Consider the following 6,270-nt stretch of genomic DNA (forward strand, 5'->3'; position numbering starts at 1 on the left):
CTCGAATTCTTGTGATCAGGTGGAAGACGCCGATTTAACCGCTTCGACAATTCGGTGATAGGTGCCGCAACGGCACAGGTTGCCGGCCATCGCGTTCACAATATCGTCTTCGCTGGGGGAAGGGTTCTGCTCCAGCAGGTGGGCGGCGGTCATGATCTGGCCAGACTGGCAGTAACCGCACTGGGGCACACCATGTTCTACCCAGGCCTGCTGCAACGGGTGCAGTTCACCGTTTTTGCTGAGGCCTTCTATGGTGGTGATCTCCTGACCGTTTACGGCCTCTACCGGAGTCTGGCATGCGCGGGTGGGGGTTCCGCCCACGTGCACGGTGCAAGCACCGCAAAGCCCTGCACCACATCCAAACTTGGTGCCTTTCAGGTTCAGTTCGTCTCTGAGCACCCACAGCAGCGGGGTGTCTGAGTCTACATCCAAGGACCGTTTTTCTCCGTTTACGACAAGACTGATCATTGCGGAAAACCTTTTGTATTTGTATGTCGTTGAATCAGCATATTAGGGGCGATCATCAAATTTTGTAAACCGGCGATGCTCGCACAGTATGCTGAAAACCTTCCGGATTCGAACGCTCATTTGAATTTGGCCCGATATGACCGCCGCCTTTACGTGACGACATATTACCTTATCCGGCATGATGAATAAGTAAGTATACGCACTGCAGTACGATACAGATCACAATCAAAAACAAAAACGGGGATTACCCCGAACAGGAGGTCTGCTGTGGCTGCTGAATTCCGCCCGCGTGGTCTGGCATGTTTTGCGTTAGCCGGTTTGGTTCTGGCTTTGTCCGGTTGTGGAGGAGGCGACAGCGGCTCCGATGCGGTTGCAGATGAGAGCGGGGCGGCTGCGCAGCAACCCGCTGAAAAGGAGCCGCCCCAGGCTGGAGCCGGTTCGCAGCCTGAGGCCCGTGCCTACGCCTGGAAAGATACCCGTTACCAGTTTGCCAACGGTTGCTACAGCCTGCAGGCGGATGGCCTGTATGTATCCGAGGTAGCTGATGGCCAGTACAGCGTAACTCCGGATGCCGGAAAGGCCGCCCGTTTCACCATGCGGCCCACCGAGCTGGGCTCTTACCTGATGATGTCCGGTTTCTCCCGGGAAGACAGCCAGGTTGGCCAGTTTGAGTTGCTGGGCATCAGCGATCCGGGCGGTGAGTTCCTGGATACCGGCGGGCACTTCATTGGTGAACTCAGTTACCTGGTGTCCGGGCTGGGAGACACCGTCAACCTGGTGCTGGATCCGGTGCTGCCATTGGGCGGCATCCTTCGGGAGCTGGGTGAAAGCCTGGATTTTGCCGGCGGGCAACTGGGTAATGTAGACCTGCTGCCCCGACTGGCCGCAGTCGACCGACCCAGTGACCTGGCGGTCTGGAAACTGAACAAGCATGAAGCTGCAGACCAGTACACCATGACCTCGGCGGTCACGGGTCTTCTGTTAGGCACCTCGGAAGAGGGGTTAACACTCTCGTCGCCGTCCCTGCGCAATGCCGCCAATACCTTTACCTTCACTGAAGCCGAAGGCTGCACCGAATACCCGGAGGCCGGCCTGAACCTGGAGGTGGCCGACAGCCGTGGCCCGGCCATCTACCTGAAAGAAGTGGATCGCTTCAAAGGTATCCAGGGCATCGATAACGACGACATCTACGGCTACGTGGATACCCATTCCCATATTTCTGCCTACGAGTTCATTGGCGGGCGCATTAACTACGGCGCACCTTTCCACAAATTTGGCGTAACCCATGCGCTGGAAGACTGCGAAGTTGCCCATGGCCCCTGGGGTACCACCGGCTTTCTGGAACTGGTTACCAGCGGCACCGGCCCTCACGATACCCAGGGCTGGCCAAGCTTTAACGACTGGCCCCGGTACAACTCCCTGCAACACCACCAGAGCTACTACCGCTGGCTTGAGCGGGCCCATTATTCCGGCATGAAAATCCTGGTGAACCACCTGGTACACAACGAGATCCTGTGCCGCGTTAATCCCCAGAAGCAGAACGACTGCGACCCGATGGAGTCCATCCTCCTGCAAATCTAGCGCATGTATGAAATGCAGGACTACATCGACGCCCAGCATGGTGGCTCCGGCGAAGGCTGGTTCCAGATTGTGACCAGTTCCGGCGAAGCCCGGGAAGTCATCGACGATGGCAAGCTGGCGGTGGTTCTGGGCATTGAAATGTCCAAGGTGCTCAAGTGCGGCGAATTCCAGGATGTGGCCGAGTGTACGAAGCAGGACATCGTTGAGCGGCTGGACAAGCTGTACCAACTGGGTGTGCGCAATATCTTCCCGGTTCACAAGTTCGATAACGCCTTTGGTGGTCACTTGCCGGATCTGACCTCCGGTGTCGGCATTGGCCCGGTGCTCTATGCCGGCAACCTGCTGGAAACCGGCCACACCATCGAATTCGAGGAATGCCCCGAAGGCACTGAATTTGTTGGCGATGAAACAGACCAGAATGCTGCCATGCAGCCCTTCGGCATCATCGACCAGCTGCTGTTCCAGATGGACTACATCGGCGACCGTTTCCCGGAAACCCCAGAACAGCTGCAAGCGCTGGACCCGCGCCAGGGCACTGAACACCTGTGTAACCGCCGTGGCCTGACGGATCTGGGCGACTTCCTGGTCCAGGAGCTGATTCGCCGCAAGATGATGATCGAAACCGACCACATCAGCCGTAAGGCTGCCGCTCGCATCCTCGACATTACCGGCCGGCTGGATTACCCGGTGATTAACAGCCACGGCAGCTGGGGCGGCACCGAAGCCCTGCGCGACCGCATTGCCAGCCAGGGTGGCATCACCGCTTCCTTTGGTGGCACCCGTGAGAACTGGGTCGACAAACTGCTGCGCGACGGCAACCGCCCCCGCACGGAAAACCTCAAGGTTGGCCCCTTCGGTGGCGCCGGCTTCGCCTCGGACGTCAACGGTATCGCCCAGCTGGCGAGCAACCCCGGTACCCCGGAAGACGACGCCCGCCTGTACCCGTTCGAATCGGTTGATGGCCGAGTGATCTTTCACAAACAAAAAACTGGCGACCGCGAATTCGGCCTGTACGACGGCCGCGGCGTGGCCCATTACGGCCTCTACCCGGACCAGATCGCCGACATGATCCTCAACACCGATCGCCCGAAAGAACAGGTCGACGAAGCCGTCAACCAGCTCTTCACCTCCGCCGAGGCCTACCTCCGGATGTGGGAACGCATCGAAAACGCCCCCCTTTAAAAAGGACGCGACTGCTATGAAACTCACAACAAGAACTCACTTACCCTGGCGCACCGGCGCCACGGTGCTGGGCATCAGCGCGTTGCTTTCCCTGAGCGGCTGCTTTGGCGGCTCGGGAGGATCCTCCGGCAGTCCTGCAGCAGAGAGCGATAACCAACCGGAGCAGGAAGAAACCGTCGCCAGGTTCAGTGAAGGCCGGGTGTTCAAGGTGGAGCCCGGTGAACGGGCCACCGAAGACATGGTGGCCGCGATGATCCAGCTGCGCCCGGGGGATGCACTGGAGTTTGGTTGTGGTTACTTCGACCTGTACCACGGCCTGTTGATCCAGGCCACGGAAGATGTAGAGATCCGCGGTTGTGGCAAAGATGAAACCGTCCTCAACTTTCGCGACAGCGACAACGTAACCGGCCTGGAAGCCCTGAACGTTCGGGGTATCACCGTGAAGGATCTCACCATCCTCGACTCACCAGGCGATGCCTTCAAGCTCAAGGGTGTGAAGTGGGGTACTTTGCTGAACGTGCGTGCCATCTGGTCCGGTGGTGGTGAACCCATTACCCGGGAAAACTACGCCTCCCGCTTGCAGGTGGAATGCACCACCCCGCCGTTCAACGAAGGCGACCCGGCACCGGATTACGTGCCCAGTTCCGACAGTGGCCGTTACGGCATCTACCCGGTGGAATCCGAGAACATCCTGGTGGATAACTCCGAATCTATCGGTGCCTCGGATGCCGGCATCTACGTGGGCCAGACTAACACCGCCATCATCAGGAACAGCCGCGCGGCCTATAACGTGATGGGCTTTGAGATCGAAAACGTCCAGGGCGGCGAGTACGACAACAACCTAGCGGAATGTAACACCGGCGGCTTCCTGATCTATGACCTGGAAAACATCACCCAGTACGGAGACACCTCGGTGATGCTGAACAACGTCTCCCGCAACAACAATACCTACAATTTCGCCCACAGTGGCCTGGTGTCTGCCGTGCCCCGGGGTACCGGGTTTATCACCCTCGGGTATGACAACATCGAGGTGTACGACAACGTCTTCGAAGACAACAGCACCGCAGCGGTGATCTACACCAGCTACGAGCTGATTGATGGCAAGGGCAAAACCTCGGACAAAAAGCTGGACCCTTACACCGAAGGCCTGCACATCTACAACAACGTAATGAAGAACTCCGGCTTCGATTTGCCGGCTCCGAACCTGGAGAAAGTGATCGGTGAAGGCGAGGTGGAAACCCTGCTGCCTACGCTGATTGGCATCAAGAACATCCATAACCCGGGCAAGGGCGCCCACATTGTGTGGGATGGACTGCTGGATGACTACGATGCCGAGTGCCCGTACCCGGTGGATGCCAGTGGCCAGCCGGTGCCGAAAGATGAAAACGGCAAGCCCATCCACACCAACGAGCATCCGAACCCGGCCTGCCATTACAACGCCTATAAGTTCAACGCACAGGGCGAGCGCAAGCTGCCGGAGTGGGGTTCGTGCATCTACAACAACGAGATGTCGTCAGACAGCCAGGATTACATCAATTTCCACGGTATGCGTGGCCTGGAACTGGTATTGAATGTTGTGGATTTTGACTTGGGTGCGATCTTTTCGTGGCAAGGGCTGCAGGACACGCTTACCGGCCCGCTCGAATTCTTCGCGGACACCGAGCTGGAAGACCACGACTGTAACGCCCGTTTCGGCCGTACATTGGCCAGCCTGCCCCGTGTAACCATTCCACCGTTCGAACGCAGCGGTTCAGTAGACCCGGCACCTACCCAGGAATACATCAACCAGCTGTGTGAAGCGCCGGTGAAACCGGGCGAAATCAACCGCGAAGCCCTGGCGGTAGACTGTCCGCGCCTGGACCAGTACAACCTGTTCGCCAACGCGCAAGACCCGCGCAGCATGCCCCATGAAGGCGGCGTGCCGTTCGTGCTCAACTCCAAGCTGTTCTCTGACTATGCCACCAAGTACCGGGTTGCGTTCATCCCGCCCGGAACCAAGGCGGTGTATATGGATGGCCAGAATGGCGGCAACCTGAACGGCACCATTCACTTCCCGAATGGCACCGTGATCGCCAAAACCTTCGCCTTCACGGATGAAAGCAAAGGCACCGAAGAGCTGGTGGAAACCCGCTTGCTGATCAAGCGCACCTCCCAGAGTGGCAAGGCAGTCTGGAGCGGCCCCACCTACAGCTGGAGCACCGACGACAGTGGCAAGAAGGTAGCGAAGCTGGTGCCGGGCGGCGAAACCCGCAGCGTAAGCTGGCACTATGAAGACCAGCACACCGGCAAGTTGCTGGCCGGCTCCTCCGACAGCTACGCCATTCCAAACCAGAACCAGTGCATCACCTGCCACTCCAACGACGACCTTGAAGCGGGCGCCGCGCCCATCGGCCCGAAACCCCGCAACCTGAACCGTGCCTACGTTCCGGAATCCCGCTTCATGGGCACTGAAGGGCAGGGCGGTTTTCCGCAGGTGAACCAGCTCAAGTACTGGCAGGATCAAGGCATCCTGGCCAACGTGCCGGCCCTGGAGATAGATGGCCGCGGCATCGCCACCAACATCGAGCGCCTGCCTCACTGGAACGTACCGGGCGACAGCGGTGCCACCGCCGGCTCCGATGCCGACGTGGAAACCCGCCTGCGGGCCTACCTGGAAGTAAACTGCCAGCATTGTCACAACGACAGGGGCGCGGCCTCCAACACCGGCTACTACCTGGACCACTACCGCAAGATCGACGCCGGTTATGGTATCTGCAAGAAACCCACCGCCACCGGCGGCGGCTCCTGCGGCCGACAGCACGTGGTGGTGCCCGGCAGCCCGGACCAGTCCATCGTCTCCTGCCGCGTGGAAAACGCCGACGACCCGCAGCGCAAAATGCCGCCCATCGCCAAGAGCGTAAGCCACACCGAAGCTGTCGAACTCCTCAACAGCTGGATCGCCAACGTCGTCAACTCCGACTACGAAAACGGCGAAGCCTGCGGTGGCACCGGCATCTTTCAGTCCCTCAACCAATAACAACGGCGGGTCAGACCCCCGGT

The 6,270-nt window shown here is 59.2% G+C and carries 4 protein-coding genes; 3 read left to right on the forward strand and 1 reads right to left on the reverse strand.

What is annotated here, in order from left to right:
- Positions 1 to 15: 15 nt before the first annotated feature.
- Positions 16 to 468 carry a (2Fe-2S)-binding protein gene (locus tag B2589_RS08795; protein ID WP_058340226.1) on the reverse strand — a complete coding sequence of 151 codons (453 nt, stop codon included), beginning with the start codon at positions 466 to 468 and terminating at the stop codon, positions 16 to 18.
- Positions 469 to 735: 267 nt separating this feature from the next.
- Between B2589_RS08795 and B2589_RS08800 the strand changes: the two genes are divergently transcribed.
- The 3 genes from B2589_RS08800 to B2589_RS08810 are packed head-to-tail and all read left to right on the forward strand — an operon-like array spanning position 736 to position 6,247.
- On the forward strand, positions 736 to 2,049 hold the full coding sequence (locus tag B2589_RS08800; protein WP_286816307.1) for a hypothetical protein: 1,314 nt from the start codon (positions 736 to 738) through the stop codon (positions 2,047 to 2,049).
- A 3-nt stretch (positions 2,050 to 2,052) separates the two neighbouring features.
- The gene (locus B2589_RS08805) at positions 2,053 to 3,231 is read left to right on the forward strand and encodes a membrane dipeptidase (RefSeq protein ID WP_286816308.1); all 1,179 of its coding nucleotides are present in this window, start codon (positions 2,053 to 2,055) and stop codon (positions 3,229 to 3,231) included.
- Between the two features lie 16 nt (positions 3,232 to 3,247).
- Complete coding sequence (locus B2589_RS08810; RefSeq protein WP_286816309.1) at positions 3,248 to 6,247, forward strand: parallel beta-helix domain-containing protein; 3,000 nt, start codon at positions 3,248 to 3,250, stop codon at positions 6,245 to 6,247.
- Positions 6,248 to 6,270: the final 23 nt, after the last annotated feature.

This window comes from Marinobacter sp. UBA3607 (assembly GCF_002375525.1).
GTDB classification, from domain to species: Bacteria; Pseudomonadota; Gammaproteobacteria; order Pseudomonadales; family Oleiphilaceae; genus Marinobacter; species Marinobacter vinifirmus.